Source organism: Microbacterium thalli, assembly GCF_028737325.1.
GTDB lineage: Bacteria > Actinomycetota > Actinomycetes > Actinomycetales > Microbacteriaceae > Microbacterium > Microbacterium thalli.
Genome location: NZ_JAQZCH010000001.1, coordinates 1,029,293 through 1,056,176, shown reverse-complemented (window position 1 = coordinate 1,056,176; position 26,884 = coordinate 1,029,293). Strand labels below are relative to the sequence as shown.

At 71.5% G+C, this 26,884-nt stretch carries 28 protein-coding genes; 13 read left to right on the top strand and 15 right to left on the bottom strand.

Features of this window, described 5'->3' with window-relative positions:
* A complete protein-coding gene (locus PUW82_RS05150) occupies positions 1–555 on the bottom strand; it encodes a TetR/AcrR family transcriptional regulator (RefSeq protein WP_274221222.1) in 555 nt (184 codons plus the stop codon).
* 120 nt (positions 556–675) lie between these two features.
* Between PUW82_RS05150 and PUW82_RS05145 the strand changes: the two genes are divergently transcribed.
* On the top strand, positions 676–1,134 hold the full coding sequence (locus PUW82_RS05145; protein ID WP_274221221.1) for a CinA family protein: 459 nt from the start codon (positions 676–678) through the stop codon (positions 1,132–1,134).
* A 19-nt stretch (positions 1,135–1,153) separates the two neighbouring features.
* On the opposite strand, the gene PUW82_RS05140 is transcribed toward PUW82_RS05145, so the two are convergent.
* The 3 genes from PUW82_RS05140 to PUW82_RS05130 all read right to left on the bottom strand — a co-directional run bounded on the left by PUW82_RS05140 (position 1,154) and on the right by PUW82_RS05130 (position 2,876).
* Positions 1,154–1,447: a hypothetical protein gene (locus tag PUW82_RS05140; protein WP_274221220.1), complete on the bottom strand. Its 294-nt coding sequence runs from the start codon at positions 1,445–1,447 to the stop codon at positions 1,154–1,156.
* Positions 1,448–1,531: 84 nt separating this feature from the next.
* Positions 1,532–2,488: a Gfo/Idh/MocA family protein gene (locus PUW82_RS05135; protein WP_274221219.1), complete on the bottom strand. Its 957-nt coding sequence runs from the start codon at positions 2,486–2,488 to the stop codon at positions 1,532–1,534.
* Positions 2,489–2,567: 79 nt separating this feature from the next.
* Positions 2,568–2,876, bottom strand: a complete 309-nt coding sequence (locus PUW82_RS05130) for a hypothetical protein (protein WP_274221218.1) — start codon at positions 2,874–2,876, stop codon at positions 2,568–2,570.
* 161 nt (positions 2,877–3,037) lie between these two features.
* Here PUW82_RS05130 and PUW82_RS05125 point away from each other — a divergent pair, with 161 nt between their 5' ends.
* The gene (locus tag PUW82_RS05125) at positions 3,038–3,340 is read left to right on the top strand and encodes a DUF7882 family protein (RefSeq protein ID WP_274221217.1); all 303 of its coding nucleotides are present in this window, start codon (positions 3,038–3,040) and stop codon (positions 3,338–3,340) included.
* Positions 3,341–3,343: 3 nt separating this feature from the next.
* On the opposite strand, the gene PUW82_RS05120 is transcribed toward PUW82_RS05125, so the two are convergent.
* The 5 genes from PUW82_RS05120 to PUW82_RS05100 all read right to left on the bottom strand — a co-directional run bounded on the left by PUW82_RS05120 (position 3,344) and on the right by PUW82_RS05100 (position 7,189).
* Positions 3,344–3,790 carry a MarR family winged helix-turn-helix transcriptional regulator gene (locus PUW82_RS05120; protein WP_274221216.1) on the bottom strand — a complete coding sequence of 149 codons (447 nt, stop codon included), beginning with the start codon at positions 3,788–3,790 and terminating at the stop codon, positions 3,344–3,346.
* A 92-nt stretch (positions 3,791–3,882) separates the two neighbouring features.
* Positions 3,883–5,337, bottom strand: coding sequence for a phytoene desaturase family protein (locus PUW82_RS05115; RefSeq protein WP_274221215.1), 1,455 nt, complete (start codon positions 5,335–5,337; stop codon positions 3,883–3,885).
* The gene (locus tag PUW82_RS05110; RefSeq protein ID WP_274221214.1) at positions 5,334–5,774 is read right to left on the bottom strand and encodes an SRPBCC family protein; all 441 of its coding nucleotides are present in this window, start codon (positions 5,772–5,774) and stop codon (positions 5,334–5,336) included. Before PUW82_RS05110 ends, PUW82_RS05115 begins: the two co-directional genes overlap by 4 nt.
* Before the next feature lie 24 nt (positions 5,775–5,798).
* Entirely contained in the window at positions 5,799–6,974 is a 1,176-nt protein-coding gene (locus PUW82_RS05105) for a zinc-dependent alcohol dehydrogenase (protein WP_274221213.1), read from the bottom strand.
* Positions 6,971–7,189, bottom strand: a complete 219-nt coding sequence (locus PUW82_RS05100; RefSeq protein WP_274221212.1) for a multidrug transporter — start codon at positions 7,187–7,189, stop codon at positions 6,971–6,973. The genes PUW82_RS05105 and PUW82_RS05100 overlap by 4 nt, the downstream gene beginning before the upstream one ends.
* Positions 7,190–7,291: 102 nt before the next feature.
* On the opposite strand from PUW82_RS05100, the gene PUW82_RS05095 reads away from it, so the two are divergent.
* On the top strand, positions 7,292–7,414 hold the full coding sequence (locus PUW82_RS05095) for a hypothetical protein (RefSeq protein WP_271175077.1): 123 nt from the start codon (positions 7,292–7,294) through the stop codon (positions 7,412–7,414).
* A gap of 89 nt (positions 7,415–7,503) precedes the next feature.
* On the opposite strand, the gene PUW82_RS05090 is transcribed toward PUW82_RS05095, so the two are convergent.
* A complete protein-coding gene (locus tag PUW82_RS05090; protein WP_274221211.1) occupies positions 7,504–8,013 on the bottom strand; it encodes a MarR family winged helix-turn-helix transcriptional regulator in 510 nt (169 codons plus the stop codon).
* Between the two features lie 180 nt (positions 8,014–8,193).
* Between PUW82_RS05090 and PUW82_RS05085 the strand changes: the two genes are divergently transcribed.
* Both PUW82_RS05085 and PUW82_RS05080 read left to right on the top strand, forming a co-directional pair.
* Positions 8,194–8,550, top strand: a complete 357-nt coding sequence (locus tag PUW82_RS05085) for a DUF7882 family protein (RefSeq protein WP_274221210.1) — start codon at positions 8,194–8,196, stop codon at positions 8,548–8,550.
* Positions 8,551–8,701: 151 nt separating this feature from the next.
* Positions 8,702–10,354: a thiamine pyrophosphate-binding protein gene (locus PUW82_RS05080; protein WP_274221209.1), complete on the top strand. Its 1,653-nt coding sequence runs from the start codon at positions 8,702–8,704 to the stop codon at positions 10,352–10,354.
* On the opposite strand, the gene PUW82_RS05075 is transcribed toward PUW82_RS05080, so the two are convergent.
* Positions 10,351–12,240, bottom strand: a complete 1,890-nt coding sequence (locus PUW82_RS05075; RefSeq protein ID WP_274221208.1) for an FAD-dependent monooxygenase — start codon at positions 12,238–12,240, stop codon at positions 10,351–10,353. The genes PUW82_RS05080 and PUW82_RS05075 overlap by 4 nt on opposite strands.
* Positions 12,241–12,265: 25 nt before the next feature.
* On the bottom strand, positions 12,266–13,666 hold the full coding sequence (locus PUW82_RS05070; RefSeq protein WP_274221207.1) for an MFS transporter: 1,401 nt from the start codon (positions 13,664–13,666) through the stop codon (positions 12,266–12,268).
* Positions 13,667–13,742: 76 nt separating this feature from the next.
* Between PUW82_RS05070 and PUW82_RS05065 the strand changes: the two genes are divergently transcribed.
* The 6 genes from PUW82_RS05065 to PUW82_RS05040 are packed head-to-tail and all read left to right on the top strand — an operon-like array spanning position 13,743 to position 20,240.
* Entirely contained in the window at positions 13,743–15,227 is a 1,485-nt protein-coding gene (locus PUW82_RS05065) for a fumarylacetoacetate hydrolase family protein (protein WP_274221206.1), read from the top strand.
* Positions 15,224–15,913, top strand: a complete 690-nt coding sequence (locus PUW82_RS05060; protein ID WP_274221205.1) for a GntR family transcriptional regulator — start codon at positions 15,224–15,226, stop codon at positions 15,911–15,913. Before PUW82_RS05065 ends, PUW82_RS05060 begins: the two co-directional genes overlap by 4 nt.
* 26 nt (positions 15,914–15,939) lie before the next feature.
* Positions 15,940–17,451 carry a 5-carboxymethyl-2-hydroxymuconate semialdehyde dehydrogenase gene (gene hpaE, locus PUW82_RS05055; protein ID WP_274221204.1) on the top strand — a complete coding sequence of 504 codons (1,512 nt, stop codon included), beginning with the start codon at positions 15,940–15,942 and terminating at the stop codon, positions 17,449–17,451.
* 43 nt (positions 17,452–17,494) lie between these two features.
* Positions 17,495–18,655 (top strand): 3,4-dihydroxyphenylacetate 2,3-dioxygenase, encoded by a 1,161-nt coding sequence (gene hpaD / locus PUW82_RS05050; RefSeq protein ID WP_274221203.1) that lies wholly within the window; start codon positions 17,495–17,497, stop codon positions 18,653–18,655.
* A gap of 11 nt (positions 18,656–18,666) precedes the next feature.
* A complete protein-coding gene (locus tag PUW82_RS05045; RefSeq protein WP_274221202.1) occupies positions 18,667–19,452 on the top strand; it encodes a 2-keto-4-pentenoate hydratase in 786 nt (261 codons plus the stop codon).
* Positions 19,437–20,240 (top strand): HpcH/HpaI aldolase family protein, encoded by an 804-nt coding sequence (locus tag PUW82_RS05040; protein ID WP_274221201.1) that lies wholly within the window; start codon positions 19,437–19,439, stop codon positions 20,238–20,240. Before PUW82_RS05045 ends, PUW82_RS05040 begins: the two co-directional genes overlap by 16 nt.
* 6 nt (positions 20,241–20,246) lie before the next feature.
* Here the strand turns inward: PUW82_RS05040 and PUW82_RS05035 are convergent, their stop codons facing one another.
* Genes PUW82_RS05035 through PUW82_RS05025 form a run of 3 tightly spaced genes read right to left on the bottom strand, consistent with a single transcriptional unit; the run spans position 20,247 to position 24,461 of the window.
* Complete coding sequence (locus tag PUW82_RS05035) at positions 20,247–21,074, bottom strand: PRD domain-containing protein (protein WP_274221200.1); 828 nt, start codon at positions 21,072–21,074, stop codon at positions 20,247–20,249.
* A gap of 44 nt (positions 21,075–21,118) precedes the next feature.
* Complete coding sequence (locus PUW82_RS05030; RefSeq protein WP_274221199.1) at positions 21,119–22,570, bottom strand: glycoside hydrolase family 1 protein; 1,452 nt, start codon at positions 22,568–22,570, stop codon at positions 21,119–21,121.
* The gene (locus PUW82_RS05025) at positions 22,557–24,461 is read right to left on the bottom strand and encodes a glucose PTS transporter subunit IIA (RefSeq protein WP_274221198.1); all 1,905 of its coding nucleotides are present in this window, start codon (positions 24,459–24,461) and stop codon (positions 22,557–22,559) included. Before PUW82_RS05025 ends, PUW82_RS05030 begins: the two co-directional genes overlap by 14 nt.
* Positions 24,462–24,679: 218 nt before the next feature.
* On the opposite strand from PUW82_RS05025, the gene PUW82_RS05020 reads away from it, so the two are divergent.
* Together PUW82_RS05020 and PUW82_RS05015 are read left to right on the top strand one after the other, a co-directional pair.
* Positions 24,680–25,375 (top strand): SDR family oxidoreductase, encoded by a 696-nt coding sequence (locus tag PUW82_RS05020; protein WP_274221197.1) that lies wholly within the window; start codon positions 24,680–24,682, stop codon positions 25,373–25,375.
* Between the two features lie 4 nt (positions 25,376–25,379).
* On the top strand, positions 25,380–26,870 hold the full coding sequence (locus tag PUW82_RS05015) for a glycosyltransferase (RefSeq protein WP_274221196.1): 1,491 nt from the start codon (positions 25,380–25,382) through the stop codon (positions 26,868–26,870).
* Positions 26,871–26,884 lie beyond the last annotated feature (14 nt).

Genomic DNA, 26,884 nt, shown 5'->3' with positions numbered 1-26,884 from the left:
CTAACCCGGCACGAGAGTGCCGACGAGCGCCCGAATGGCCTCGGGGCTCGAGGCGGTTCCGGTCAACGCACGCAGCACGAGCCAGCCCGCGATGGCGTCGCCGATCTCATCGGCCGGCAGCCGCGGGTCGGCGTGCGCCACGACGCGCGCACGCACCCCGCCGTCTGCGCTGAGCTGTCGGTGCATCAGCTCGCCCACCGCAGCATCCTCCGTCGCTGCGGCGAGCAGCGACCGGAACAGCACGCGTCCCTCCGGCGCGCCGAGCACCTCGGCCACCCGCGTCATCCACTCGGACAGGTCGTGCCGGAGGTCGCCAGTGTCGCGTACGGCGAGCTCGTGCCGGAAGATCAGCCCCTCGAGCAGCGCCTCGGCGAGGATCCCCGCCCGCGACGACCACCACCGGTAGATCGTCTGCTTGCCGACCCCGGCACGGCGGGCGATCGCCTCGATCGTCAGGTGCTCGTAGCCGCGTTCGGCGAGCAGCTCGGCCGCCGCGGTGAGCACCGCGAGGCGGGCGTGCTCGCTGCGCCGCGGCCCGGCCCGGTGCTCGTCCATCCCTCCACCGTACTGTTGCGGTGCTCGGGGGCACGGCCGCTGTATCACCGCGTCCGGTCGCGGGCAATCCCGGTGGCGAGGCCGTCGGGCCGCGCCTAGGGTCGCCCACCAGGAGGACGAATGACCGACATCGACGTACTTGCCCAGCGGGCCCAGGCCACCGACACCGTGGTGGCCGTGGCCGAGTCACTGACCTCGGGGAACCTCGCCGCGAGAATCGGCGCCGCCGAAGGCGCCAGCGACTGGTTCGCCGGCGGCGTCGTGGCGTATCGCGTGGCGACGAAACAGCGCGTCCTCGGCCTGCGCGAAGGCGTCGATCCGTGCTCCGCGGAGTGCGCCGAGCAGATGGCGTCGGCCACGCGCGAGCTGGTCGGCGCCGACATCGCCGTCTCGGTCACCGGCGTCGGCGGCCCCGACGCTCAGGACGGTCACGCTCCCGGCACCGTCTACCTGGGATGGAGCGACGAGCGCGGCACCGGCCACGTGCTGCTGCAGTACGACGGCGATCCCGAAGAGGTCATCGACGCGAGTGCGACGGCTGCCGTCGATCTGCTCCTGAGCCGGATGCCGCGCGGCTGACCCGTCGCGTCCGGTCAGGTCACGTCGTCGACAGCGGCGGACGGTGCGCGATCGGCACCGGCTTGGTCGACAGGGGCGACCCATCGCGGCGCGAGGCGGCGTAGCGCGCGGCGACCGCACGCTCGGCGTCGTCGAGGGATACGAAGGTCTGCGTGCCGGCGGTGCCGCACAGCCAGACGACCTCGAACGCCCCGTCCCCGCCGCGCTCGACGTAGGCGATGACAGCCTCGGCGTCGGATGCCGAGCGGGCCGGGTCGCAGACGCGCCACGCACCGTCGGCGATCTCATCCCAGCGCAGCCCTGCGTGTTGCATGCTCCGAGCCTGCGACGGCGCGCGTGAGAACCCCAGGCCCTTGACAGGCCGACGGCGAAGTGCCTGGGCGCCGCGGTGTCGGCGTCAGCGCGCGGCGGCCCGGGCGCGCTCGATCGTGCGCAGCGTCGCCGCCGTCCGCTCCTGGTCGACCTCGGGCGATGCCCCGCCCGAGACGAGCTCGACGAAACGCGCGACCTCACCGTCGAGCACGTCGACCGGCCCGTCGATGACGCGCTCCGTCACGTTGCCGTCGGTGTCGACGCGCGTGAGGTGACGCGGGCTCGCGAGGTGGTCGATGACGAGGGTGGCGTCCTCACCCTGGATCTTGCTCGGACGCGTCGACGTCGTGATCTTCGAGTACGCGACATCGACCACGAGACCGGCGTAGTCGAGCAGCGCGATGCCGGCACCCTCGACGCCGGTGCGGATCGGCGTCACGGCGGCCTCGACCCGCGCCGGCTCGCCGAACAGCAGGATCGCGGCGTGCAGCCCGTAGACCCCGAGGTCGGCGAGGGCGCCACCGCCCATGGCGGGGTCGAAGATGTTCGGGACCTCCCCCGCCAGCACGGCACCGTAGCGCGAGGACCGCTTGGAGTAGTGGAACGAGGCACGACGAAGCGTGCCGAGCGAGGGGACGAGCTCCTGTACGGCGGCAAGCCCCGGATCGTAGGCGGTGCGCATCGCCTCGATCAGCACGACCTCGGCGGCGCGGGCACGAGCGACGAGGTCGTCCCACTCCGCGGCGGACGAGACGGCGGGCTTCTCGACGAGCACGTGCTTGCCGGCGTCGATCGCGGCGGCGACCTGGTCGCGGTGCACCGAGTTCGGCGAGCCGACGTAGACGGCATCGATCGCGGGGTCGGCGAGCATCGACGCGAGATCGCCGAAGGCCCCCGGGACTCCTACCCGGTCGGCGTACGCGCGAGCCCGGCCGATGTCGCGCGAGGTGACGGCTGCGACCTCGATGCCCGAGGTGCGCGTCGCCGCGCCGATGAACGATTCGGTGATGACACTGGTGCCGATGGTCGCGATGCGGATCATGGTCTCCAGCCTACGGAGGCACCCGTCCGGCCGCGGAGCGCCGCCCGCAGGTGAGCCCCCGTGGGCCGGAGCCCGCAGGTCAGTGACGGCGCGTCGAGCGCAGCGTCTGGATCGCCTCGTCGAACCGCAGCGTCTGGCGCAACTCGACAGCAGCCGAGTACCACGGCCCGCTCAGCGCCACGAAGACGGCGCCGACGACATCGACGTAACCGAGGACGACCTCGCCCTCGCGGACCTCGTACCGGTCGACGTCGACGAGCTCCCAGCGGACATCACCCTCGACGCGGGCGGGTTCCGGGCGGCGCGGGGGCAGCTGACGCAGCGCATCGGACGTGGCCAGGCGGACCGCACTCGGCTTCCGCGCGATCGGCGACATATCCAGCACCATGGCGACTCCCCTCGTGGTCATCCGAGTGTCGTGCACCGGCCGTCCGCGGCCTACCTCCTTGACACGGCGGCCGCGGACGTCTACGGCATCATCCGCTGCTAACTAGTTCCTCTAACTAACCGGAATTAATGAGCCTCGACCCCCCGCGTAGCCTCGCGTCCGTGGGTCTACTCGTTTATGGCAGCCAGGGGCGGACGTTCGACATCGAAGACCGCTTGCTGGCACACCTGCGCGTGGTGTTCATGAACAAGCTGCGCCGCAATGAGCCGTTCATGTTCCATCGTTCGTCCGATAACGGCCTCTTCTCGGTGTGGGTGCACCCGGCAGTGCCGATGATGTTCCAGTTCAGCGGCAGCCGGCCCCCGACGATCAACCGCAACTGGGTCGAGACGCTGATGATCGAAGCGGGCGGCGCGAACGGTCTTCGCGTCGTCCCCGAGCCCGCCGGCGCGTCCGAAGCCTGAGCGTCAGCGACACTCTCCGTCGACCGCGTCGGTGATGGCGTCGAGCAAGGCCGACACCGTCGCCGCCGTGTCGGCGTCGAGATCGCGCGTCAGCGCGCGCACGCGGTCCGCGAGCGGGTCGATACCCTCGGCGTCCACGGTCCGGTCGGTCGGGACGACGTACTTGCTGCGGCCGTCGTCCGGATTCCGCTCGAACGAGACCAGCCCGCCGTCGTGCAGGCGCTTGAGGATCGTGGTGGCCGTGGGCGTCGAGATGCCGAGCGACGCCGCGATATCGGTCGGCGTGACCCGCTTGCCCGCGTCCGCGCTGTCGTAGACGAGCCGCATCGCCGCGCGGGCGGTCTCGCTGGGGCCGCAGTCGGTCTGCCGGCGGCGCGCCAGACTGGCCTCGGCGAGACGCAGCCGCTCGACGGCACGCGCGACGGAGTCGGAATCGGACGGATCGGACACGCTGAGACCTCCCGCGAGCAGCGACGACTCGTCCACTGTAGAAGGCGCGGCGAACCTCACTCCGCACGCTTGACGTGCGCCACCCCGTCCCGCTACAGCCGCGCCGAGAGGTCCGGCCGCGCGCGGACGCCGAACTCGTGGCGCAGCGCGCTGAGGGCGGCCCACCAGCCGCCGAGCCCGTGGACCCCCGGCCCGGGACTCGTCGACGACGAGCACAGGTAGACGCCGTCCATCGGCGTGCGCCACGGGTCGCGGGCGAGCACCGGTCGCGCGATCAGCTGATCCAGGGCAGGCACCCCCGCCGAGATGTCACCATCGGGGTAGTTGAGGTTGCGCGCGGCGACCTGCTGCGCCGTCTCGGACCGGGTGGCGAGGATCGTGTCGCGGAAGCCCGGGGCGAAGCGCTCGATCTGCCGGACGATCGTCTCGGTGCGATCGACGTCGCTGCCGGCGGGCACGTGGGTGTAGGCCCAGAGCGTGTGATGGTCGCCCGGCGCCCGACTGCCGTCGAACAGCGATGGCTGGGCGACCAGCACGTAAGGCGCCTCGGGCAGCTGTCCGGCCCGGACGGCGTTCTCGGATGCCGCGATCTCGGCGCGTGTGCCGCCGACGTGGACGGTGCCGCTGCGGGCGATCTCCGGGTCGCGCCAGGGCACGGGAGCCGACAGCGCGAAGTCGACCTTCGCCACGGCGTCGCCGTAGCGAAAGCGCTCGAGACGACGGCGGTAGCGCGGCGGCATCCGGTCTTCGGACATCTCGATGAGCGCCTGCGGTGTCACGTCGAGCAGCACGGCGCGTGCGGCCGGCAGTTCGTCGAGCGAGCGGATGCGGCGACCCGCGAACAGCTCGCCGCCGTGGGCGCGGATGTCGTCGACGAGAGCGGCGACGATGGCACCGCTGCCGCCGACGGGGATCGGCCAGCCCTGCGCGTGACCGTAGGTCGCGAGCGTGAGGCCGCCGCCGGCGGCGGCGAGGCTCGGCAGACCGAGGATGGTGTGCGCCGCCACGCCCGTGATCAGTGCCGGAGCGGCCTGCTCGCGGAACCGCATCCGCCACGCCGGCGTCCCCTGCTCGAGCGTGCGCAGCCCGAACCAGGCCGTCGCGATCGGATCGGCGGGCACGCGCAGCAGCGAGTTCCCGGTGAAGTCGGCGATGCCGCGGACGCGGTCGACGAGCGGCGCCATGAGCCGGGCGTACGCACGCCCGTCGGCGCCGAGGCCCTCGGCCGTGCGATCGAGGTCGCGATGCGCCAGCACCGCCCGGTCGTCGAGGGGGTGCGCGTACGACACCTCGGGCACGACGAACTCGACGCGGCGCCGCAGCCCGAACTCGCGGAAGAACGCCGACTCGAACGCGAGGGGATGCACCGCCGAACACAGATCGTGGAGGTAGCCCGGCAGGGTGATCTCGCCCGTCGCGGCCCCGCCGCCGAAGTGGTCCTCGGCCTCGAACACCGCGACCGACAGCCCCGATCGGGCGAGGGTGACAGCCGCCGCGAGACCGTTGGGACCCGAGCCGACGATGACGGCGTCGTACTCGGTCCTCACCGTCCCGCGCCACCCTCCGCCAGGTGCGCCAACCGGCGCAGCGTCTCGGCGTTGCGCACCATGAGGGCCGGGTCGAGCAGCGGCTGCGGGATGAACGACCCGGGGCCTTCGGCCGCGAACTCCTGCAGGCGCACGACGCACCCCTCACCACGCGGTTTCACGTCGAGTGTGACGCGCGCCTCGCCGATCGGCCAGCCCCGCGCCTGCAGCACCATGCGCCGCGGCGGATCGAACTCGAGCACCGACGTGGTGTCGTCGATGACGAACGGCCAGACGCCGAACGAGTGGTGCAGGCGGGAGCCCTCCCGCGGCCAGGTGTCGGCGACGTCGCGCATCCGCGAGGCGCCGACGACCCAGGCGGGGAAGAGCCACCCGTCGCCCAGCACCGCGAAGACATCCTCGGGTGCGCAGTTCATGACCCGAACGCTACGCGCCATGGCAACCTCCTCGTTCGGCCATCGTCACGGCTGCAGCACCACCTTGATGCAGCCGTCCTGCTTCTTCTGGAACGTCTCGTACAACCCCGGCGCGTCGGCGAGGGGCGCACGGTGCGTCGTCAGATCCATGACGCCGAGGGGGTCGGCGGGGTCTTCGACGAGTGGCAGCAGGTCGTCGATCCAGCGCTTGACGTTGCACTGACCCATCCGCAGGCTCAGCTGCTTGTCGAACATCGTCTTCATCGGCATCATGTCGGCCTCGCCGGCGTAGACGCCGCTGAGCGACACGGTGCCGCCGCGACGCACGACGTCGATCGAGGCGTGGAGCGCGGCCAGCCGGTCGAGCCCGCCGGTCTCCATGACCTTCTGCGCCAGACCGTCGGGCAGCAGGCCCACGGCCTTGTGCACCGCCGCGACCCCGGGGTTTCCGTGCGCCTCCATGCCGACGGCATCCACGACGGCATCCGCGCCGCGGCCCTCGGTGAGATCGCGCAGCTCGTCGACCACCGAGTCGGTGAGGTCGAAGACGTCGACTCCGTGTCGCTCGGCCATCTCACGGCGCTCCGCCACCGGATCGACCGCGAGCACGCGGTAGCCGCGGTGCACGCCGACGCGGGCGACGAACTGCCCCACGGGTCCGAGACCCATGACCGCGAGCGTGCCGCCCTCGGGCACGTCGGCGTACTCGACGCCCTGCCAGGCGGTGGGAAGGATGTCGCTGAGGAACAGGTACCGGTCGTCGGGCAGGTCGGAGCCCACGCGGATGTGGTTGTAGTCGGCCAGCGGCACCCGCAGGTACTCGGCCTGGCCGCCCGGCACCTGCCCGTAGAGCTTCGTGTAGCCGAACAGCGAGGCGCCGCTGCCGTACTCGGTCACCTGCGTCGTCTCGCACTGCGACTGCAGGCCGCGCCGACACATGAAGCAGTGCCCGCACGAGATGTTGAAGGGCACGACGATGCGGTCGCCGACGGCGAGGTTCGTCACCGCCGAGCCCACCTCGACGACAACGCCCATGGGTTCGTGTCCGAGCACGTCGCCGCTGTCGATGAACGGACCGAAGATCTCGTAGAGGTGCAGATCGGAGCCGCAGATCGCGGTCGAGGTGATCTTCACGATCGCGTCGGTCGGCTCGAGGATCTCGGGATCGGGCACCGTCTCGACCGAGACGTTGCGACGGCCCTGCCAGGTCAGCGCCTTCATCGTCCGTCCTCCGTCTCGATGCCGTCGGCTTCGGGCGTGCCCGGGCCGGGGCCGGGGCGCACCGCGGCCGTGTCGGCGATGTCGATGCGCGTGACACCGTCGTGCTCGCTGGTCTGAATGCGGGGCGCGGCGTCGGCCTCGGTCGAGCCTCCTGCGCGCAGCAGCTCCTCGCGTCGCTTGCCTTCGTCGGTCGAAAGATCAGATGAGTCGGACATGGCCCGACCGTAAGCACGACGTCTGCGCCGGGACCAGGGGATGGCGGGGGTGCGGCAAGCGTGATAGCCAAGCAGGACGAGCTCATCGAAAGGAGACCGTCGATGTCACGAGACGATGCGAAGCCCAGCCAGGCCGAGGGCGCCGATCCCGAACACCCCGACACGGGCGAAGCCCCCGAAGAGATGCCGGGCCACCCGTCGCAGGCCGAGGGCGAAGACAGCTGACGCACGAAACGGGGCCGGCTCCCACCCGAGGGTGTGGAACCGGCCCCGTTTCGTTCGTCCGCTGACCGGAGACGAGCGGCGACGCGCGGTCAGCCCGCGCGCGCGGCGACCTCGTCGAGAGCGGCGGCGATGAGGCCGATGACCTCCGCGGCGATCGCTGCCCGCTCTTCGTCGAGCTCATCGATGACGGTGACGATGGCGCGGTGGTGGGCGGCGAAGGCTTCGTCGACGCGGGCGACGGCGGCCTCGGTCGGCACGAGGTAGTGCGCGCGACGGTCGCTCGGATGCTGCACCCGCTCGACATACCCCTTCGACGCGAGGCGCTCGACGACGTTCGTCACCGTCGCGCTCGAGGTCGCGAGCATGACGATGAGGTCCTTGGGGCCGAGGTCGCGCCCGTCGCGGTGCCCCTGGACGAGGTATCGCAGCGCGGTCAGGTCGATCGCCGAGAGCTCCGAAGCGCGCACGGCGAGGCCCGCCTGCACCTGCTCGGCGCGACGCAGACGCAGTACGGCGTCGCTCAGCGTGCGACCGACTTCTTCTCGCGGCTGATCGGCATACAGATGAAGTCCTTCATGGCGAACGACGTTCTGAGGCATCGGCTGCCACCTCCTTGCGTCGCCATCATAGGACACTAGGCGGGCATGACAGATTCTTTCTTTCACAGCGCCCGAGATACATAGAACTACGAATTGACAGAAAGTGTCTTGTCTGACTAGATACTTACCGAGGGATCAAACACGCTCCCGCCCCCCGAAAGACGATCTCAGGAGGACAGCATGGGACAGCTCCACTACGGAAACTCCGACACCCGCATCGAGATCCCCGACCGCCTGCTCGCGCACCTCAAGGTGGTCATCGCCACGAAGCTGCGACGCAACGAGAGCTTCATGATGTCCTGGACGAACGACGAGAGCCGTTCCTCCATCTGGCTGCAGCCCTCGATTCCGCTGCGCTTCGTGTTCGACACCGCCGACATGGAGGTGCTCAACCCGCAGGCCGTTCGTGACATGGCGAACGCCGCGACGTCCTCCGCCGGTCTCATCGTGGCTCTCGACGAGGAGATCCCCGAGGCACCGCAGCGCGAGCTTCGCCCGGTCACCGGCGGTGTCCCCCGCCTCAAGGTGCCCGCGTAACCCGCATCCTCTTCACGCCGCCGTCGTGACGTTCCTATAATCGGAACGTCCGACGGCGGCGTTGTCGTCGGTGCTCGAAAAATGGGCACGAAGCGGCATCGCACGCGAGACACATACGGCCTCGATCCCGTTACGTCTCGAAAGGCATCACATGCCGTCCGTGTCCGCGCACGTCGCTTCCGCTCTCTCCCGTCATGTCTCGCACGTCTTCGGGGTGATGGGCAACGGCAACGCCCATCTGCTCGACGCGCTCGAGCGATCGGCCGACGTCACCTTCACGGCTCTGCGCCACGAGGCCGGCGGTGTGGTCGCGGCCGACGCCCACCACCGCGCCGGCGGCGGGCTGGCCGCGGCGACAGCGACCTACGGGGCCGGGTTCACCAACACCCTCACCGCACTGGCCGAAGCCGCGCAGGCCCGCTCGCCGCTCGTACTCGTCGTCGGCGACGCGCCCACGTCGGGGCCGCGCCCGTGGGACGTGGACCAGATCGCCCTCGCGTCGGCGGTCGGGGTGCGCACCTACACGGTCGGACGGACGGATGCCGTGGCCACCACCGTCATCGCGATCGAGCATGCCCTCGCTTTCTCGTCGCCGGTGGTCCTCGCGATCCCCTACGACGTCGCCAAGGCCGAGGCCGGCGCACTGCCCGAGATCACCGAACCGCGCCTCCCCCGTGCCCTCGCGCCCGCGTCGCCGTTCGCGGCGGGAACCCTTCACCGGATCGCCCACGCCCTCGCGCGCGCGGAGCGGCCGCTGCTGATCGCCGGACGCGGCGCCTGGCTCGCAGATGCGGGCCCCGCCCTGGGCGCCCTCGCGGATGCCACGGGAGCCGTCACCGCGACGACCGCGCTGGGGCGGGGTGTGTTCCCCCGACAGGAGTTCGACCTCGGCGTGACCGGGGGCTTCGGGGCCGAGGCGGCGATGGACGTCGTCCGCACGGCAGACGTCGTCGTGGTGTTCGGCGCCTCGCTCAACCAGTTCACGATGCGGTTCGGCGCCCTCTTCGCCCCCGGCACGACGGTGGCGCAGATCGATGTGGCCTCCACCGCGACGCATCCCCATGTCGGGCACTACGTGCGCGCCGACGCCGGCATCGCCGCCCGCGCCCTCGTCGACGAGCTGACGGCACTCGACGCGGGCTCGAGCCGGTGGCGCGAGACCCTCGACGTCGCGGCCCTGCGCGCCTACGACCATGGCGACGAGCTCGCGCTCGACGGCCGGCTCGATCCCCGCTCTGCCGCCCGGCGCCTCGCCGAGCTGCTGCCGGACGACCGTGTGGTCGTCTCGGACGGCGGCCACTTCATCGGCTGGGCGAACATGTACTGGCCCGTGGCCTCGCCCGACCGGATGATGATGATCGGCACCGCCTATCAGTCCATCGGGCTCGGCTTCCCGTCGGTGCCGGGCGCGGCGACCGCCCGGCCCGACGCGACGATCGTGCTCACCACCGGCGACGGCGGAGGCCTCATGGCCGTCGCCGACCTCGAGTCGGCCGTCCGCGTCGCCGGGGGCCGCGGGCTCGCGGTCGTCTGGAACGACCGGGCGTACGGCGCCGAGGTGCACCTGTACGGGGCACAGGGGCTCGCACCGGCTCCCATGCTCATCCCCGAGGTCGACTTCGCCGCGTTGGCGCGGGCGGTCGGGGGCGAGGGCGTCGTCGTACGCACCCTCGACGATCTCGACGCCCTCGCCCGGTGGCGCGAGCGCCCCGCCGACGACCGGCCGTTCCTGCTGCTCGACCTGCGGGTGTCGGCGGCGATCCGCGCCCCGTACCAGGAGGAGATCCTGCGCGTGAACTCCTAACGGGAGAGCAGGGCGCCTGCGAAGAACGCCGCGAGCTCATCGGTCGCCGACAGCGGCACGACCGCCGCGACGTACTGGTCCGGCCGGACGACCACGACCACCCCGCTGCGCGCGAGCCCGCGCTCGTCGAAGATGTCGACGTCGTGCCAGGCGCTCGGGGCCGCCGCGAACACCTTTTCTTCGTCCGTCAATCCGAGCGGGCCCGTGCACGGCCGGAAGATCGCGGGCACACGTGGAAGGTCGACCTCGTCGTACCGCTGCTGATAGACGACCTTGACGTCGAACAGCGCATCGACGTCGGCGCCGGCGGGGGTGTGCCGCGCCACCGGGGAGGAGTCCGAGGCGAGCCAGTCCGCGAAGCCGGAGAGGGCCGACGCTTCCCCGGCGGGCGGGGCGTCGGCGAACGCGTAGATCCGCCACCGCCCGTCGGCGCGCGCGTGGTGCCCGAGGTGGACGACGTTGCCATCGGCGACCCGCACCACCGGGACCGAGGCGAAGCGCATGCCGAGCGGGAACCCGGCGGCGAGCTCCTGGTGGCGGTCGCCGCCGACGATCGCGGATGCGGCGTACCGCGTGCGGAACCCCGAGGGGAACTCCGCCGTCGCGAGGTAGTGGGTCGCGAGGTCCTGCGGGTCGGTGATCTCCGCCGGCTTCCGCGCCATGAGCGCGGACCACTCGCGGTCGAAGTCGATCAGCTGCTGCGCCACCGGGCGGCGCTCGGCACTGTAGGTCGCCAGCAGCGACGCCGGCGCGAGCCCCGTGATCACCTGGCCGAGCTTCCAGCCGAGGTTGAAGCCGTCCTGCATCGAGACGTTCATCCCCTGCCCCGCCTTGGCACTGTGAGTGTGGCAGGCGTCTCCGGTCAGGAACACGCGCGGGTCGCGCTCGACCCCCGCGGGCACGTCGTCGAACCCGTCGGTGACGCGGTGACCGACCTCGTAGACGCTGTGCCAGGCGACCTCCTTCACGTCGATCGCGTACGGATGCAGGATGGCGTTGGCGCGCCGGATGATCTCGTCGATCGGCGTCTGACGCACGCGGTGGTCGTCGTCGGGGGCCACCTCGCCGAGATCGATGTACATGCGGCTGAGGTAGCCGCCCTCGCGAGGGATGTGCAGGATGTTGCCGGCGGCCGAGGTGATGGCGCACTTGATCCGCCAGTCGGGGAAGTCGGTGTTCACGAGAACGTCCATGACACCCCACGCGTGCGCCGACGCCGCGCCGACGTGGACCCGGCCGATCGCATCGCGCACACGACTGCGCGCACCGTCGCACCCCGCGACGTACTTCGCCCGGATCGTGCGCTCCTCCCCCGCCCGCGTGCCGGCGACGTGCCGCACGCGCACCGCGACGGGCCGTTCGCCGTCGTCGTCGACCGTCAGCCCGAGGAACTCCACGCCGTAGTCCGGGGCGACTCGCCCCGGCCCCTGGGCGGCCGCCTCGGCGAAGTAATCGAGCACACGCGCCTGGTTGACGATGAGGTGGGGGAACTCGCTCATGCGCAGCGCGTAGTCCTCGGTCCGCGCCGTCCGCACGATGCGGCTGGGGTCGTCGGGGTCGGGCCCCCAGAAGTTCATGTAGGCGATGTTGTAGGCCTCGGCCATGATGCGCTCGGCGAACCCGAACGCCTGGAACGTCTCGACGCTGCGCGGCTGGATGCCGTCGGCCTGGCCCAGCTCGAGACGCCCCTCGCGCCGTTCGATCAGGCGCACGTCGACGTCGGGGAACTGCGACAGCTGCGCCGCGAGCAGCATCCCCGCCGGCCCGGAGCCGACCACGAGGACGTCGGTCTCGTCGGGCAGCTCGGCGGGACGGTCGACGCCCCGCCCGGCGGCGGGCTGCACGCGCGGATCACCCGAGACGTAGCCGTGGTGATGGAACTGCATCGTCGCTCTCCTCGTCCGCGTCCGGTCAGCGGCGACCGGCGCCGACGATGGGGCTCACCGACTGCTCGGCCTCGTGGTCGGGGTCGAGCGGGATGCCGCTGCGGTCGCGCAGCAGCAGCGTCGCGATGAGGCCCAGCACCGTCATACCCGCGAGGTACCAGGTCACCGACATGGTCGTCCCCGTCGCCTGCACGAGCGCCGTGGCGATGGTCGGCGCGAACGCCCCGCCGAGGATCGCACCGATCGCGTACGAGATCGACACCCCCGAGAACCGGATGGACGCCGGGAACAGTTCGGCGTAGAGGGCGGCCTGCGGTCCGTAGGTGAGGCCCAGGCCGATCGTGAGGATGGCGAGCCCGAGGAAGAGCAGACCGATGCTGCCCGAGTTGACGAGCGGGAAGAGCGCGAACACGCCTGCGAGTTGGAGGATCCAGCCCGCGATGTAGGTCGTGCGGCGGCCGATGCGGTCGGAGAGGAAGCCGGCGACGAGCGTCGAGATCAGCCAGGTGACCGCCGAGCCCGCGACCGCCCACAGCACCGGCTCACGGTCGAACCCGAGCGGGCCGTCGGGGTTCGTGGCGTAGTTCTGGATGTACCCGCCGGTCGTCATGTAGCCGACGGCGTTGTTCCCGGCGAAGACGAACGCGGCGATGATGACGAGCGCGGCGTGCTTGCGGAACAGCTGCACGATCGGCATGTGCGCCTTCTCGCGCCGCTCGGCGAGCTCGGTGAAGACGGGGCTCTCTTCGACGCGGCGGCGCACGTACCAGCCCACGAGGATGAGCACGACGCTCAGCAGGAACGGCACGCGCCATCCCCAGGCGAGGAAGGCGTCGCCGGGGGCGATCATCGCCATGAGGGCCATGACCCCCGAGGCGAGCAGCAGGCCGAGCGGCACGCCGATCTGAGGCGATGCGCCGAAGGCGCCGCGCCGCGTCTTCGGCGCATGCTCGACGGCCATCAGCACCGCGCCGCCCCACTCGCCGCCGGCGGAGATGCCCTGGAGGATGCGCAGCAGCACGAGCAGCACGGGCGCGGCGAGCCCGATGGTCTCGTAGGTCGGCAGCAGCCCGATCAGCGCCGTGGCGACCCCCATCAGGATCAGCGTCCACATCAGCACGAGCTTGCGCCCGAGTCGGTCGCCGAGGTGACCGGCGAGGAAGGCGCCGAGGGGGCGGAAGAGGAAGCTCACGCCGACGGTGGCGAAGCCGATGAGGGCGCTGTTCGTGCCGAGGGGCGCGAAGAAGAGCTGGCCGAACACCAGGCCGACGGCCGTGGCGTAGATGAAGAAGTCGTACCACTCGACGGTGGTTCCGACGACGGTGGCGAACACGACGCGGCGACGGTCAGCGGTCGTTGCGATGGTGCCGGTCGGGGTGAATCCGCTACGCGGGGCGCGGCGGGATGCGGGTGTGGGGGTGCTCATCTTCGTGCTCCCGGAATGTCGACGACGTTGTCTGCAGACGTTGTTCTGCTGGCGCCGATCATATACGATTTCGAATATGACACAAGAGCGAGGACGCTCCGACCGCCCCGGCATGCGCCCGGGCAAGATCATCGCGGTCCACCTGAGCTACGCATCCCGGGCGGCCCAGCGCGGCCGCACGCCGGCTGCGCCCTCGTACTTCCTCAAGGCGTCGAGCTCCGTCGCCGCGTCGGGCGGCGTCGTCGAGCGCCCCGTGGGCACCGAGCTGCTCGCGTTCGAGGGCGAGATCGCACTCGTGATCGGCGCGGATGCCCGGCGCGTCCCGATCGCCGAGGCCTGGAGTCACGTCGCGGCCGTCACCGCGGCGAACGACCTCGGCGTCTACGACCTGCGCGCCGCCGACAAGGGATCGAATGCGCGGTCCAAGAGCGGCGACGGCTTCACCCCGCTGGGCCCGGAGCTCATCGACGCCCGTTCCGTCGACCCGCACCGGCTGCGCGTGCGCACGTGGGTCAACGGCGACCTCGCGCAGGAGGGCACGACCGCCGACCTGTTGTTCCCCCTCGCGCAGATCGTCGCGGACCTCTCGCAGCACCTGACCCTCGAGACGGGCGACGTCATCCTCACGGGCACACCCGCCGGCTCGTCGGTCATCGTCCCCGGCGACGTCGTCGAGGTCGAGGTCGACGCGCTCGACACCGGCGCGACGTCGGGGCGCCTCGTCACGACCGTCGCGGCCGGGCCCGGGGACGGCTTCGACCCGGCGCTCGGCTCGCTGCCCGCCGCCGACGACGCCCAGCGCGCGGAGGCGTGGGGCTCGCGGGCCGCGGCGGGGCTGCCCGACGCGGAGCCCGCTGCTGCGGCACCCCGCCTCTCGCCCGACCTGCGGGCGAAGCTCGAACAGGTTCCCGTCGCCGCGCTCTCGCAGCAGATGCGCAAGCGCGGCCTCGACAACGTCACGATCGACGGCGTACGCGCGATCCACCCGGGCCGCAAGCTCGTCGGGACCGCGGCGACGCTAAGGTTCGTCCCGCTGCGTGAAGACCTCTTCGCGCAGCACGGCGGCGGATTCAACGCCCAGAAGCGAGCCTTCGACAGCGTCGCCGCGGGCGAGGTCATCGTCATCGAGGCGCGCGGCGAGACCGGATCGGGCACCCTCGGCGACATCCTCGCGCTGCGCGCCCACGCACGCGGAGCGGCCGGTGTCGTGACCGACGGCGGCGTGCGCGATGCGGCGGCCGTCGCCGCGGTCGGCCTTCCCGTCTACACGGCCGGCGCGCACCCCGCGGTGCTCGGCCGTCGCCACGTCCCCTGGGAAGCGGGCGGCACGATCGCGTGCGGCGGCACGACCGTGCAACCGGGCGACGTGATCGTCGGCGACGCGGACGGCGTCATCGTCATCCCGCCCACCCTGGTCGAAGAGGTCGCCGACGCCGCCCTGGCGCAGGAGCGCGAGGACGCCTGGATCGCCGATCGCGTCGCCGAGGGCGCGTCCGTCGACGGACTGTTCCCGATGGACGCGAGCTGGCGTGCCCGTTACGACGGCGAGCGCGGCGTATGACCACGCCCGCCGCCGACACGCGCAGCAAGTCGCAGCGCGCTTATCACTGGATCCGCGAGCGCATCGCCGAGCAGGAGTTCACCCCGGGCTACCGCCTCGTGCTCGGCACGATCGCCGGCGAGCTCGACATGAGCGTGGTCCCGGTGCGCGAGGCGATCCGGCAGCTCGAGGCCGAGGGGCTCGTGACGTTCGAGCGGAACATCGGCGCCCGCGTCGCCATGGTCGACGACTCGCAGTACCGGTACAGCATGCAGGCCCTGTCGATCCTCGAGGGCGCGGCCACCGCCCTCGCCGCGCGGGCGCTCGAGGTCGAAGACATCCGACGGGCGCGCGAGATCAACGAGCTGATGACCGAGTCGCTCGACCACTTCGACCCGCGCTCGTTCACGCGGCTGAACCAGGAGTTCCACGCGGTGCTGTTCGAGCGCTGCGCGAACCCTCGGCTGCTCGAGCTCGTGCAGGCCGAGTGGGCGCGACTGGGTCACCTGCGCGACTCGACCTTCAGCTTCGTTCCGGGTCGCGCCCAGGAGTCGGTGCGCGAGCACGAGCACGTCCTCGCGCTGATCGAACGCGGCGCCCCGCTCACCGAGATCGAGCACGCCGCGCGACGTCACCGCTCGGCGACCCTCGACGCCTACATGACCCACGAGCACCCCGACCAGGCGCTCGGCCTGCCCAACTTCTGACCGCCCCCGTTGCAAGGACGCACGAGATGACCGATTCGACGCTGACCGCCCCCCACACGCCGACCGATCTGCCCGACGGCATCCGTCACTACATCGACGGCACGCTCGTCGACTCGGTCGACGGCGCCACCTTCGACGTCCTCGACCCGGTCACGGGCCGCGTCTACCTGCAGGCGGCCGCCGGCGCGAAGGCCGACATCGACGCCGCCGTCGCCGCCGCACGACGCGCCTTCACCGACGGACCGTGGCCGCGGATGCTGCCGCGCGAGCGTTCGCGCGTGCTGCACCGCATCGCCGACCTCGTCGAGTCGCGCGACGCCCGACTCGCCGAGCTCGAGTCGTTCGACTCGGGTCTGCCGATCACGCAGGCTCTCGGCCAGGCGCGGCGGGCCGCCGAGAACTTCCGGTTCTTCGCCGACCTGATCGTCGCGCAGGCCGACGACACCTACAAGGTTCCCGGCCGGCAGATCAACTACGTCAACCGCAAGCCCATCGGGGTCGCGGGGCTCATCACCCCGTGGAACACCCCGTTCATGCTCGAGTCGTGGAAGCTCGCCCCCGCGCTCGCAACGGGCAACACGGTCGTGCTCAAGCCCGCCGAGTTCACGCCGCTGTCGGCGTCGCTGTGGGCCGGCATCTTCGACGAGGCGGGGCTGCCCGCGGGGGTGTTCAACCTCGTCAACGGCCTGGGCGAAGCCGCGGGCGATGCGCTCGTGAAGCACCCCGACGTGCCCCTCATCTCGTTCACGGGCGAGAGCTCGACGGGGCAGCTGATCTTCGCCAACGCCGCGCCGCACCTCAAGGGGCTGTCGATGGAGCTCGGGGGCAAGAGCCCCGCGGTCGTCTTCGCCGACGCCGACCTCGACGCCGCGATCGACGCGACGATCTTCGGCGTGTTCTCACTCAACGGCGAGCGGTGCACCGCCGGCAGCCGCATCCTCGTCGAGCGTTCCGTCTACGACGAGTTCGTCGAGCGCTACGCCGCGCAAGCGCAGCGCGTGAAAGTGGGCTACCCCCACGACCCGGCCACGGAGGTCGGCGCACTCGTGCACCCCGAGCACTTCGACAAGGTCATGGGCTACATCGAGCTCGGCAAGAGCGAAGGGCGACTCGTCGCCGGCGGCGGCCGCCCCGCCGGGTTCGAGAGCGGGACCTTCGTCGCCCCGACGGTGTTCGCCGACGTGGCCCCGACCGCGCGGATCTTCCAGGAGGAGATCTTCGGCCCGGTCGTGTCGATCACCCCGTTCGACACGGATGCCGAGGCGCTCGCCCTCGCGAACGACACCCGGTACGGCCTCGCCGCCTATGTGTGGACCAACGACCTGAAGCGGGCCCACAACTTCTCGCAGGCGGTGGAGGCCGGGATGGTCTGGCTCAACTCGAACAACATGCGCGACCTGCGCACGCCCTTCGGCGGCGTCAAGGCGTCGGGCCTGGGCCACGAAGGCGGCTACCGGTCGATCGACTTCTACACGCACCAGCAGGCGGTGCACATCACCCTCGGGGCGGTCCACAACCCCACCTTCGGCAAGAGCTGACCCGCCGCACCCCCGCCCCCACATCGAGAGCAAGGACGCTGTCATGACCCACCGCGACCGGATGACCCGCACCTCGTCGGGCTTCTTCGTGAGCCCCGAGGCCCCGATCACCTGCGCCGACCCGATCCCGACGCCTACCGCGCCGGCCCCCGACATCCTGCGCTGCGCGTACATGGAGCTCGTGGTCACCGACCTCGCCGCGTCGCGCGAGTTCTACGTCGACGTCCTCGGGCTCTACGTCACCGAGGAGGACGGCGAGGCGATCTACCTGCGCTCGACCGAGGAGTTCATCCACCACAACCTCGTCCTCCGCCAGGGACCGGTCGCCGCCGTCGCGGCGTTCTCGTACCGCGTGCGCTCGGCCGACGACCTCGACCGCGCCGTGGCGTTCTACAGCGAGCTCGGGTGCCGCGTCGAGCGCCGCCCGGGCGGCTTCGTGAAAGGCATCGGCGACGCGGTGCGCGTCGAGGACCCGCTCGGCTTCCCGTACGAGTTCTTCTTCCAGACCGAGCACGTCGAGCGCCTCTCGTGGCGCTACGACCTGCTCACCCCCGGCGAGCTGGTGCGACTCGACCACTTCAACCAGGTCACCCCCGATGTTCCGCGCGCCGTGAGCTTCATGCAGGCGCTGGGGTTCCGCGTGACCGAGGACATCCAGGACGAGGCGGGCACCGTCTACGCGGCATGGATGCGGCGCAAGCCCACCGTCCACGACACTGCGATGACCGGCGGCGACGGCCCCCGCATGCACCACGTGGCCTTCGCGACGCACGAGAAGCACAACATCCTCGCGATCTGCGACAAGCTCGGCGCCCTCCGCCGCTCCGACGCGATCGAGCGCGGCCCCGGGCGCCACGGCGTCTCGAACGCGTTCTACCTCTACCTGCGCGACCCCGACGGCCACCGCGTCGAGATCTACACGCAGGACTACTACACCGGCGACCCCGACAACCCCGTCATCACGTGGGACGTCCACGACAACCAGCGCCGGGACTGGTGGGGGAACCCCGTCGTGCCGTCCTGGTACACCGAGGCATCCCCCGTCCTCGACCTCGACGGCAACCCGCAGCCGCTGCGCGCCCGCACGGACGACTCCGAGATGGCGGTCACGATCGGCGCCGACGGGTTCTCGTACACCCGCCCGGAGGGTGACGAGCGCACCGCGGACCGCCCGGGCGAGTACAAGCTCGGCCACCAGCTCTGAGAGGACCGGACATGCTCTCCCCCGACGACATCGCCGCGATCGCGGGCGAACTGGCCGAGGCCGATCGCACGCACGGCGTCATCCCGCGCATCACGGCGCGCTACCCGGACGCCACCGTCGAGGACTCGTACGCGATCCAGGGCGTGTGGCGCGACCGGATGATCGCCGGGGGCCGGCGGCTGGTCGGCCGCAAGATCGGGCTGACCTCGCGCGCCATGCAGCAGGCCACCGGCATCACCGAGCCCGACTACGGCGTCATGTTCGACGACACCGTCTTCGACTCGGGCGCGGAGATCCCCACCGCGCGGTTCTCGAACGTCCGCGTCGAGGTCGAGCTCGCCTTCGCGCTCGCCCGGCCGCTCGCCGGCCCCGCCTGCACGCTCGCGGACGCGCTCGCCGCGATCGACTACGCCGTCCCCGCGCTCGAGGTGCTGAACTCGCACATCGAGCTCGAGGGCCGGACGATCGTCGACACGATCGCCGACAACGCCGCCTACGGGGCGATGGTGCTCGGCACCGAGCGCCGCCGCCCCGACGAGATCGACCTGCGGTGGGTGCCGGCGCTGCTCTCGCGCAACGGCGAGATCGAAGAGACCGGTGTCGCAGCCGGGGTGCTCGGTCACCCCGCGACGGGGGTCGCCTGGCTCGCCAACAAGGTCGCGCAGCACGGCGCGCGGCTCGAGGCGGGCGAGCTCATCCTCGCCGGCTCGTTCACGCGGCCGATGTGGGTCTCGCGCGGCGATGAGGTGCGCTGCGACTATGGCCCGATGGGAGTGATCGCATGCCGTTTCGTCTGACCCCGACGCTTCGCGAGGCGCTCGCGCGCGCGGACCGACCGCTCGCGGGCATGTGGGTGTGCTCCGGGTCGCCGCTCGTCGCCGAGATCTGCGCGGGCGCCGGTCTCGACTGGATCCTCATCGACATGGAGCACTCCCCGAACGGCGTGGAGTCGGTGCTCGCGCAGCTGCAGGCCGCGGCGGCATCCCCGGTCACGACGGTCGTGCGGGTGCCGACGGCCGATCCCGTCGTCATCAAGCAGGTGCTCGACCTGGGCGCTCAGACCATCCTCGTGCCGATGGTGTCGTCGGTCGCCGAGGCCGAGGCCGCGGTGCGGGCGGTGCGCTACCCGCCGCGCGGCATCCGCGGTGTGGGGTCGGCGCTCGCGCGCTCGGCGCGCTGGAACCGCGTCGACGACTACCTGGCCGACGCCGAGCAGCACGTCTCGCTCATCGTGCAGATCGAGACGGGGGCCGGGGTCGAGGCGGCGGCGGGGATCGCGGCGGTCGAGGGTGTCGACGGGGTGTTCGTCGGCCCCAGCGACCTCGCCGCGTCGATGGGGCTGCTCGGCCAGCAGACGCATCCCGACGTCGTCGCCGCCGTCCGACGCGTCTTCGCCGTGGCGCGGTCCGCGGGCACCGCCGTCGGCGTCAACGCCTTCGACCCGGCGGTCGCCCGCGACTACGCCGCGGCCGGTGCGGACTTCCTGCTCGTCGGCGCCGACGTCGCGCTGCTCGCCCGCGGCTCCGAGGCGCTCGCGGCGTCCTGGGTGCCCGAGGCCGACCGCACCGCCCGCGCCGGCTACTGACGCGGGTCAACCGGGAACGGCGCGGGCGATGTGCAGCGCGAGGTAGGCGACCTCCTCGTCGGAGACCTCGATGTCATGCTGCGCGCGCACGAGGGCGCGCACGCGCTCGGCGGTCGACAGGGCGCGCGGATGCCGCTGGCCCATGCTCTCGAAGAGGAATCCGTCGTCGGTGTCGAGCATGCGCCCCGCGAACACGCGCTCGGCGAAGAACTGCAGATGCACGAGGAAGCGCGACGAGTGCAGGTCGTCGGAGAAGACGATGCCGGTGGTGTTGGTGACGATGGTCGTCGCCGCCGAGATCAGCCGCACGACGTGCATCGTGTCGGCACCCGCGCGCCCGTTCGCGGCGTTCGCGAGGTGGAACGCGATGTTGGCGGCCTCTTCGTCGGGCACCTCGACCCGCATGCGCGTGCGCAGCAATTCGACACCCCGCTGGCCGACCGCGTACTCGTCGGGGTAGACGGTGCGCAGCTCCCACGCCAGCCGGTTCACCACGACGAGCCCGCGGCGATGCCGCTCGACCGCGAAGTGGAGGTGGTCGGTGAGGGTCAGGTAGATGTGCGCGTCGAGGTCGAGACCGGCCGCGACGGCGTCGCGGACGATCTCGCGGGTGAGCTCGACGAACTCGCCGGGGATCTGCGCGAGCAGCTCGACGAGGTTGCGCTGGTCGGCGTCGTCGAGCGCGACGAACACCCGGTCCGTCGCGCCCTCGTCGACGACTCCGCCGGGCTTGGCGCCGAAACCGATGCCCTTGCCCAACAGCACGCGCTCGACGCCGCGCTCGTCCTCGACGAGCACGACGCTCGAGTTGAGCACCTTCTTGATGATCTGCATGCCTGTCCTCATCGACCCGGCCTCACGCTCGTGGAGCAGTGAGGTCACCCGAGGTCTGCGCCGTTCGTTGCGATCACCCGCTGGTACCACCAGAACGAATCCTTGCGCCGACGCTCACCGCTGCCTTGGCCCAGGTCGTCGAGGTCGACGTGAATGAAACCGTACCTCTTCGAAATCTGAGACGACGATGCGCTGATGATGTCGATGGGCGCCCAGCTGGTGTACCCCATCAGTTCCACGCCTTCGTCGACGGCGCGGATCATCTCCCGGAAGTGCGCACGGAAGTAGTCGATGCGGTACGGGTCGTGGATGCGGCCGTCCGCGGTCACCTCGTCGCGCATCCCCAGCCCGTTCTCGACGATGAACAACGGCTTGCCGTAGCGGTCGTACAGGTCGATGAGCGAGATGCGCAGACCCACGGGGTCGATCTGCCAGCCCCACTCGCTCGACGGCAGATAGGGGTTCTTCACCCCCAGGACGGTGTTGCCGGGCGTACGCTCGGCGTCCGGGTCGACCGACTCGGCGAGCGTCATGTAATACGACAGCGAGACGAAGTCGACGGGGTGCTCACGCAGCAGCTCGGCGTCGCCGGCCGCGAACGGGATCTCGACGCCCTGGCGGGCGAGGGCGTTGAGTGCGAGGCGCGGGTAGGCGCCGCCGGCCTGGACGTCGGTGCAGAGGTACAGCAGCCGGTCCTTCGCCTGCGTGGCCGCGATGTCGTCGGGATGGCATGTCAGCGGGTACGTCTTGAGCATCGTCAGCATGCAGCCCATCTGCGACTCGGGCCACAGCTCGTGCAGCATCCGCGTCACCGACGCCGACGCCACGAACTGGTGGTGGAGCGCGGTGTAGCACGCCTGCAGCACGCTGCCCTCGACGGTCTCCTCGATGATGCCGCCCGAGGTGAGCGGATGCCGCACGATGCCGTCGATCTCATTGAACGACAGCCACAGCTTCACGAGGTGGCCGAAGCGCTCGAAGCACGTGCGAGCGAAGCGCTCGAACAGGGCGATCGTGCCGCGGTCGACCCAGCCGTTGCGCTTCAGCGCGAGCGCGAGCGGGGGGTCGTAGTGCGACAGCGTGACGAGAGGCTCGATGCCCAGCCGCCGCATCTCGGTGAACAGGTCGAGGTAGAACGCGATGCCCGCTTCGTTGGGCTCGGTCTCCTCCCCCGTCGGGTACAGCCGCGTCCAGGCGATCGACACGCGCAGCACGGTGAAGCCCATCTCGGCGAACAGCGCCAGGTCTTCGCGGTAGCGGTGATAGAAGTCGATGCCGCGACGCTTGGGGTAGTACGTCTCGTCGTCGTCGGCCATCGCCGCCGTGATGCTCTCGACCGTGTGGGCGTGGTGGATCGCATACTCGCGGGGATCGACGTTCGGCCGGTACGTGGCGATATCCGACACCGCCGGGCCGCGCCCGCCCGCGCGCCAGGCGCCCTCGGCTTGGTTGGCGGCGAGTGCGCCGCCCCACAGGAACGAATCAGACAGTGCCACGAGCGGCCTCCTTGGTGCGTACGGTGAAGATTCCGGTGCCGGGTTCGACGGGGCCGGTGAGTGCGTCGGCCACCTCGAACGCGTCGCCGTTGAGCACGACGATCGGCGTGATGGTGTCGAAGCCGGCGCGGCGGATCGCCTCGAGGTCGGCCTCGAGCATGAGCTGGCCGCGCTCGACCCGGTCGCCCTGGGCGACATGGGCGACGAAGGGCGCGCCGTCGAGCTTGACCGTGTCGAGCCCGACGTGGACGAGCACCTCGACGCCGTCGTCACCGGTGATCCCGAACGCGTGCTTCGACGGCAGCAGGCTCGAGACGACGCCCGAGATCGGCGCGTACACCGAGCCGGTGCTGGGCTGGATCGCAACGCCGGCGCCGAGGATGCCGCCGCCGAACACCGGATCGTCGACGCGGTCGAGCGCGACCACCTCGCCCGCGATCGGCGCGACCACCCGGCCGTCGGCGTCCGTCGCCGTCGGGGCGGTCACCACGCCGCCGGCCTGGCCTTCCAGGGCCCGGATGGTGCCCGAGTCGGAGTCCTTCCAGATCACCAGGGCCACGACGAAGGCGGTCGCGAAGGCCACGAGTGCGCCGATGACGGCGTGGATGAGGTTCCACGGGTTCGCCACGTCGATGAACATCGAGATGCTCGCGGCGCCGGGGCTCACCAGCGCGAACGCGCCCACCGCGGCGATGCCGAGATAGATGCCGCCGGTCAGCGATCCCGCGAGGACAGCGAAGAGCGCGCGCCGATTCTGCAGCGTCACACCGTACAGCGCCGGCTCGGTGATGCCGAAGAAGGCCGACACGCCCGACGAGATCGCGGTGCCGCGCAGGGTCTTGTTCCGCGTGCGGATGGCGACGGCGAAGCTCGACCCGGACTCGGCGATGTTGTGGGCGAGCGAGGCCACGAGATAGAAGGGATCGCGTCCCTGCTGCGCGACGGTCGCGATGGTCGGCGGGATGAACGCCTTGTGCATGCCGACCGAGATGATGAACGGCAGCACGACCGCCATGAGCGCGATGGCGACCCAGCCGAGGGTGCCGTAGAGCCAGAGCATCGCGCCGGTCAGCAGCGATCCCAGGCCGTAGCCGAGGGGGCCCAGCAGGAAGATCATGACGGGCGAGACGACGATGAAGCACAGCAGCGGCACGAAGAAGGTGCGGATGGGACCGGGGGTGACCTTCGTGGCCAGCTTCTCGACCGGCCACAGCAGCAGCACGGCGAGGATCGGGGGGAACACCTGAGCGTTGTAGGCGATCGCGGGCACCGTGAGCCCGAAGAGCGCGACGCCTCCCTCCTGCGTCAGCAGTCCCGAGAACGCCGGGAACACGAGCAGGGCGACGATGCCGAGCGCGAGCGGGATGTTCACCCCCAGCTTCTTCGCCGCCGTGTAGGTCACCAGCAACGGCAGGAAGAAGAAGACGGCGTCGGGGATGGTCGAGAGCACCTGGTAGCTGGGATCGGTCGTCTGCATCCATCCCAGCGCCGAGGCCAGGATGAGGAACGACTTGAAGATGCCGGCACCGGCGATGGCGGGGATGATCGGGGTGAACACCGCCACGACGAAGTCCATGATCGTCGAGCCGGCGCGCTTCCATGTGAGCGTGGGTCGCGGCTGCCCCGCCGAGCGGGCTGCGGCGCGTCCGCCGCGCAGCTTCTCGATCTCAGAGAAGTAGTCGCCGACCTTCGAGCCGACGATGATCTGCGTCTGGGGTCCGCGCACGACACCGATGACACCGGGCACGGCCTGCAACGCCGCCTCGTCGGCGCGCGCGTCGTCGACGAGGTTGAACCGGAGCCGCGTCGAGCAGTGCTGCAGCGCCGCGACGTTGCCCGGTCCGCCGACGTGCTCGAGGATCGCGCCGGCGGCATCCTTCGTGGTGGTCATTCGTTTTCCTCCTGTGGAATCCCGGACGGTGCCGCCGGAGCGACTCCGCTCCGGCGCCGGCCGCAGGCAATAAAAAAAGGACCCGACCGCCGTGCGATGCACGTACGTTCGGATCCTGCCTGCATGACCAGTCACATGTCCGCCACGATCGTCGCACGTTCCCGCCGGCCGTGCAAACGCGCACCGGGACGACGCCGCCCGGATGGGACGATGGACGTATGACGCAGACGCACCTCATCACCGGAGCAGGGTCGGGCATCGGCCTGGCGATCGCCCGCCGCCTCGCCGGCCGCGGCGACCGCCTGATCCTCGTCGGACGCAGCCGCGCCCGGGCCGACGAGCTCGCGGCACTGCTCCCCGGCTCGCACGGCGTGGCCGCTGACCTGCGGCATCCGGACTCCCTCGCCGACGCGCTGGCGGCGGCGGACCTGCCCGGCGCGATCGACACGGTGATCCACGGTGCGGGCATCGTCGAGCTCGGGCCCGTCGGCAAGCTGCGCCCGAGCGCGTGGATCGACCAGCTCACCGTCAACCTGGTCGCCGCCGCCGAGCTGACCCGGCTCACCCTGCCCGCCGTGCGCGCGGCGCGCGGGCAGGTGCTCTTCGTCAACTCCGGCGCCGGGCTGACCGCCCATCCCGACTGGAGCGCCTACGCCGCCTCGAAGCACGGGCTCAAAGCCCTCGCCGATGCGCTGCGCGGCGAAGAGGCCACCCACGGCGTGCGGGTGACGACCGTGTACCCCGGGCGCACGGCCACGCCGATGCAGGAAGAGGTGCACCGGCAGGAGGGACGCGCCTACGACCCCGCCGCGTTCATCGACCCCGAGTCGGTGGCCACGACCGTCCTGGCCGCACTCGACCTGCCGCGGGACGCGCTCGTGCCCGACGTGTCGGTGCGACCGGGACCGCGGTGACGCGATGACCGCTCACGACCTTCCCGCCGGACGCCACTTCGCCCTCACCTGGGGCATCGCGACCCCGTACGGCGGCATGACGACGGCGCTGCTGGAGCGCAGCCGGATGTTCGCCGAGGCGGGGACTCCCGTCGATGTCCTCACCCTCGACCCCCGCCCCGTCCCGCTCGGTCCGGAGTTCGCCGAGCTCGCCGCCGTCGGCGTGCGGGTGCGGAACCTCTACGACGGGGTCCGCGCCGGCGACATCCCGCCCTCGTCGAACGCACGTGCCGTCCCCGAGGCCCTGCGCGACGGCGTCGACGGCGTCATCACGGACGAGGTCGGCGGGGTCGCGGTGCGCCGGGTCCGGCTCGGCGACGACGGCCGCCCCGTCGACATCGACCACCTGCGCGCCGACGGCTCGATCGCCGTCGCGGAGCGTCGGCCGCCCGGCGGCGGACGCCTGCTCGTCGCGTGCGACACGACGGGGGCGCCGGTGCGGTCCTGGCGCCGCCGGTACGACCTCTACAGCGACTGGCTCGACAGCCTCGTCCGCGACGACGAGGCCTTCATCATCGTCGACAGCAAGACCGTCGCGCCCTTCGCTGCGGACTACCGCCGTCCCCGCGTGACGATGGTGCACGTCATCCACGGCTCGCACCGCGGCCCGACGCCGGGGTCGGTGCGCGCCTCGCGGCAGCCGGTCTTCTCGCGCCTCGACGACTTCGACGCCGTGGCCTTCGCCACCGACGCCCAGCGTCGCGACGTGCGCGCCCTCGTCGGTTCGCGTCCGCTGCTGACCACGGTCGCCCACCCGGTCGCGCCCGTGCCCGCGGCCGTGCTGCCCGCGGAGGCCGATCGCACCTCGGCCGTCGTGATCGCGCGGCTCGAGCCCATCAAGCGTGTCGGCGACGCCGTCGACGCGGCCCGGAAGCTGCATGGCGAAGCGGGCCCGGCGGTGACCCTCGACGTCTACGGCACGGGCTCGCGCGCCGACGAGCTCGCCGCACGAGCGTCGGGCGACCCCGCGATCCGGTTCCACGGTCACACCGACGACCCCGCCGGCGCCCTCGCGGCAGCGAGCGTGCTGCTGCTAACGAGCCGGTCGGAGGCGTTCGGGCTCGTGCTCGTCGAGGCGATGGCCGCCGGCTGCCTGCCCATCGCCTACGACATCGCCTACGGCCCGGCCGATCTCATCCGCGACGGCGAGAACGGCTGGCTCGTCCCCGACGGCGACGTCGACGCGCTCGCGGAGGCCATCCGCGCCGCCGCCCGCCTGTCGCCGGAGCGCCGCGCCGCGATGCGCGCTCGCGCTCGCGCCACGGCGGAGGAGTACAGCGCCGACCGCATCCGCAGACGATGGGCGTCGGTGCTGCGAACGGCGCAGCGCCGACGGCGTCTGCAGCGCCGGACAGGTCCCCTGCTGCGCGAGGCACGACGCGCGGCGCGGGCCGTGCTCCGCCGGGCGCGGACCGTCGCGCGCCGGGCCCGCGCCCTCGTGCGCCGAACGCGCTAGCCATCCCCCCGGCG

What these genes read in the sequence shown, in the direction of transcription:
- PUW82_RS05080 (WP_274221209.1), top strand. Translation starts at nt 8,702, where the DNA reads ATGCCGTCCGTGTCCGCGCACGTCGCTTCCGCTCTCTCCCGTCATGTC.
- PUW82_RS05090 (WP_274221211.1), bottom strand. Translation starts at nt 8,013, where the DNA reads ATGCCTCAGAACGTCGTTCGCCATGAAGGACTTCATCTGTATGCCGAT.
- PUW82_RS05110 (WP_274221214.1), bottom strand. Translation starts at nt 5,774, where the DNA reads ATGGCGCGTAGCGTTCGGGTCATGAACTGCGCACCCGAGGATGTCTTC.
- PUW82_RS05045 (WP_274221202.1), top strand. Translation starts at nt 18,667, where the DNA reads ATGCTCTCCCCCGACGACATCGCCGCGATCGCGGGCGAACTGGCCGAG.
- PUW82_RS05025 (WP_274221198.1), bottom strand. Translation starts at nt 24,461, where the DNA reads ATGACCACCACGAAGGATGCCGCCGGCGCGATCCTCGAGCACGTCGGC.
- PUW82_RS05065 (WP_274221206.1), top strand. Translation starts at nt 13,743, where the DNA reads ATGACACAAGAGCGAGGACGCTCCGACCGCCCCGGCATGCGCCCGGGC.
- hpaE (WP_274221204.1), top strand. Translation starts at nt 15,940, where the DNA reads ATGACCGATTCGACGCTGACCGCCCCCCACACGCCGACCGATCTGCCC.
- PUW82_RS05035 (WP_274221200.1), bottom strand. Translation starts at nt 21,074, where the DNA reads ATGCAGATCATCAAGAAGGTGCTCAACTCGAGCGTCGTGCTCGTCGAG.
- PUW82_RS05100 (WP_274221212.1), bottom strand. Translation starts at nt 7,189, where the DNA reads ATGTCCGACTCATCTGATCTTTCGACCGACGAAGGCAAGCGACGCGAG.
- PUW82_RS05150 (WP_274221222.1), bottom strand. Translation starts at nt 555, where the DNA reads ATGGACGAGCACCGGGCCGGGCCGCGGCGCAGCGAGCACGCCCGCCTC.
- PUW82_RS05095 (WP_271175077.1), top strand. Translation starts at nt 7,292, where the DNA reads ATGTCACGAGACGATGCGAAGCCCAGCCAGGCCGAGGGCGCCGATCCC.
- PUW82_RS05130 (WP_274221218.1), bottom strand. Translation starts at nt 2,876, where the DNA reads ATGGTGCTGGATATGTCGCCGATCGCGCGGAAGCCGAGTGCGGTCCGC.
- PUW82_RS05105 (WP_274221213.1), bottom strand. Translation starts at nt 6,974, where the DNA reads ATGAAGGCGCTGACCTGGCAGGGCCGTCGCAACGTCTCGGTCGAGACG.
- PUW82_RS05020 (WP_274221197.1), top strand. Translation starts at nt 24,680, where the DNA reads ATGACGCAGACGCACCTCATCACCGGAGCAGGGTCGGGCATCGGCCTG.
- PUW82_RS05135 (WP_274221219.1), bottom strand. Translation starts at nt 2,488, where the DNA reads ATGATCCGCATCGCGACCATCGGCACCAGTGTCATCACCGAATCGTTC.
- PUW82_RS05140 (WP_274221220.1), bottom strand. Translation starts at nt 1,447, where the DNA reads ATGCAACACGCAGGGCTGCGCTGGGATGAGATCGCCGACGGTGCGTGG.
- PUW82_RS05060 (WP_274221205.1), top strand. Translation starts at nt 15,224, where the DNA reads ATGACCACGCCCGCCGCCGACACGCGCAGCAAGTCGCAGCGCGCTTAT.
- PUW82_RS05015 (WP_274221196.1), top strand. Translation starts at nt 25,380, where the DNA reads ATGACCGCTCACGACCTTCCCGCCGGACGCCACTTCGCCCTCACCTGG.
- PUW82_RS05070 (WP_274221207.1), bottom strand. Translation starts at nt 13,666, where the DNA reads ATGAGCACCCCCACACCCGCATCCCGCCGCGCCCCGCGTAGCGGATTC.
- PUW82_RS05145 (WP_274221221.1), top strand. Translation starts at nt 676, where the DNA reads ATGACCGACATCGACGTACTTGCCCAGCGGGCCCAGGCCACCGACACC.
- PUW82_RS05085 (WP_274221210.1), top strand. Translation starts at nt 8,194, where the DNA reads ATGGGACAGCTCCACTACGGAAACTCCGACACCCGCATCGAGATCCCC.
- hpaD (WP_274221203.1), top strand. Translation starts at nt 17,495, where the DNA reads ATGACCCACCGCGACCGGATGACCCGCACCTCGTCGGGCTTCTTCGTG.
- PUW82_RS05040 (WP_274221201.1), top strand. Translation starts at nt 19,437, where the DNA reads ATGCCGTTTCGTCTGACCCCGACGCTTCGCGAGGCGCTCGCGCGCGCG.
- PUW82_RS05075 (WP_274221208.1), bottom strand. Translation starts at nt 12,240, where the DNA reads ATGCAGTTCCATCACCACGGCTACGTCTCGGGTGATCCGCGCGTGCAG.